The 2,539-nt window shown below is 66.5% G+C and carries 3 protein-coding genes; all 3 read right to left on the reverse strand.

Features of this window, described 5'->3' with window-relative positions; all coding sequences use genetic code 11:
• On the reverse strand, positions 1-1,178 hold a 1,178-nt coding region (locus JCM9942_RS13895; protein WP_054660409.1), incomplete at its 3' end, for an MBL fold metallo-hydrolase.
• Positions 1,179-1,260: 82 nt separating this feature from the next.
• A complete protein-coding gene (locus JCM9942_RS13900; protein ID WP_049436410.1) occupies positions 1,261-1,668 on the reverse strand; it encodes a hypothetical protein in 408 nt (135 codons plus the stop codon).
• Positions 1,665-2,539, reverse strand: an 875-nt coding sequence (locus JCM9942_RS13905; protein WP_157722941.1) for an HAD-IC family P-type ATPase, incomplete at its 5' end; no start/stop codon positions are given. The genes JCM9942_RS13905 and JCM9942_RS13900, both read right to left, overlap by 4 nt.

The following is a 2,539-nucleotide window of genomic DNA, read 5'->3' on the forward strand; positions in this document are numbered from 1 at the left end:
CACCACCTCGCGCGGATGGGGACCTCGCGGCCGAACATGCGCAACGTGCGCTTGCCTGCCGCCAGCGCGGCACCGCGTGTTCCTCCGGCCTGGTAGCCCGCGAGCAGGATCGCGTTGCGGTCATCGGGGCCGAACGCCTCGATGTGGTGCAGCACGCGCCCGCCGGTGATCATGCCGCTGGCCGAGATGATGATCATCGGCCCGCGCTGGCGGTTGAGTGCCTTCGACTCTTCTACAGTGTTGACGAAGGTGGCCACGTCGAACATCCGCTGGCAGTCCTCGTCGGACACGTGGTGCTCGGAGTGGTGGTCGTGGTAGTGCCGGGTCGCGTTGATCGCCATCGGGCTGTTGAGGTAGACCGGCACGCGAGGGATGTCCTTGCGCTCACGCAGCCGGGCGATATGCAGCATGAGCGCCTGGGCGCGGCCGATGGCAAAGGCGGGAATGACGATCACGCCCCCGCGGGCGGCAACGCGGCGGATGATCGGTGCCAGCTCGGCTTCTTGGTCGATCGGAATGTGTTCCCGATTGCCATATGTGGATTCGCAGACCAGGACGTCACAGGCGGGCAGGGGCGTCGGCGGATTCATCAGCGACTCCTGCTGCCGTCCCAGGTCGCCACTGAAGTGCAGGCGCTGGCCCTGGACGTCAAGGCTGACATGGGCAGCGCCCAGGATGTGGCCGGCAGGATGGAAGCGGATCGTGACGCCTGATGCGACCTCGATGTCGCGACCATAGTCATGCCCCTTGAGCTGCTTCAGGCTGCGGCGGGCGTCATCCTCGGTATAAAGCGGCCGTGGTTCCTTGTGCTTGGAGTACCCCTTGCGGGCCGCGTACTTGGCCTCCTCTTCGAGCAGGTGTCCGCTGTCGGGAAGCAGCAGGCCGCACAGGGCCACGCTGCCATGGGTGCAGTGGATCCGGCCGCGGAACCCTTGTTTGACCAGTGCGGGCAAGTAGCCCGAATGGTCCAGGTGGGCGTGGGTCAGGACCACCGCGTCGATTGATGACGCCTCGACGGGAAACGGAGCCCAGTTGCGCTCGCGCAATTGCTTGTAGCCCTGGAACAGGCCGCAGTCCACGAGCACGCGCTGACCGTTGGCCTCGACCAGGTAGCGCGAGCCGGTCACGGTGCCCGCGGCACCGAGGAATTGCAGGGTGGGGTTGGAAGACGCTGTCATGGTGTGGCTCCTGTCCTGGAAGGGAAGTGATTGCGGAGGGCATGGCGAGGGCCGAGGCGCATCTGCATCGCCCGCGCGCCTGTCAGGGGCGGATCAGCTCCACTGTGTCGTTGACCTTGGGGCTCCCGGAGATCACTTCAGCCTCCGCGTAGTGGCTGTCGAACAGTTCGACGATGCGCACTTGGCCAACGTTCTCGCGGCGGTAGCGTGGACCGCCGGCCCGCGAATGCCGGATACGGCGCTTGTGCCGGATCACGTCCAGCACCTGCCCGACCTGGGCACCGTCGGCCTGCCCGACACAGACCACAAGCGTTCCGTCCTGCTTTTCCAGCACCTGGCCGCGCATCAACACGTTGTGGCGGAACCCACCCTCGTTCGCGGAGACGACCCCCGGCAATGCGAACGCGAGCGCGAGGGCCAGTGCGGCGACCCAATGGCTGCGATTGGTACCTCGGGGTCTGGAATGGGCGACGTGTGTGACCGTATTCATGGTGTGGACTCCTTAGATGGGCTGCGAGGGGTGGCGGCATCCGCCAGTGGAAGGCGTTTGAGCAGCAACGCGTTGAGGGCGACGATCACCGAACTGCCCGACATCGACAGCGCGGCGATTTCTGGCGACAGCACGAACGGATAGAGCACACCGGCCGCCAGCGGAAAGGCCAGCACGTTGTAGCCCACGGCCCAGCCCAGATTCTGATGCATCTTGCGCAGAGTGGCGTGGGCGATGGTGGTCGCGCGAACGACGTCATAAGGGTCGCTGTGCATGAGCACGATGTCGGCACTCTCGATGGCGACGTCGGTGCCGGCGCCGATCGCGAACCCAACGTCGGCTTGGGTGAGCGCCGGTGCGTCGTTGATGCCGTCGCCCACCATGCCGACCTTGAGGCCCTGCGACTGCAGCTTGATGACCTCATCGGCCTTGCCGCCCGGCAGCACGTCGGCCAGCACGATGTCGATTCCCAGGTCCTGTGCCACGCGCTCGGCCGTGGGGCGGTTGTCGCCGGTGATCATCGCCACCTTGATGTTGCGCCGGTGCAATTCGTCGATGGCCGCGCGCGAGGTCTCCCGGATCGCGTCGGCAATCGCGAAGAAGCCTGCGAGCCGGTCACCCACCCCGGCATAGATCACCGTGCGACCGGCACCGGTGAGGCGCGCAGCCTCCGCTTCCAATACCGAGAGGTCGATGCCGTGCTCGACCATCAGGATCCGGTTGCCCAGCACCACCTGCACCCCGTCAACCACGCCGGTAGCGCCCTGGCCATCGATGTTGGTGAACGCGGTAGCGCGCTCGGCTACCGGACCGGCACGCTTCAGGATGGCCTGCGCCAGCGGGTGCTCGGAGTGCGCCTCGACCGCGGCGG

This window comes from Stenotrophomonas pictorum JCM 9942 (assembly GCF_001310775.1).
GTDB classification, from domain to species: Bacteria; Pseudomonadota; Gammaproteobacteria; order Xanthomonadales; family Xanthomonadaceae; genus Stenotrophomonas; species Stenotrophomonas pictorum.

Coding starts and splice junctions, on each gene's coding strand:
- JCM9942_RS13900 (WP_049436410.1), bottom strand. CDS start 1,668: ATGAATACGGTCACACACGTCGCCCATTCCAGACCCCGAGGTACCAAT.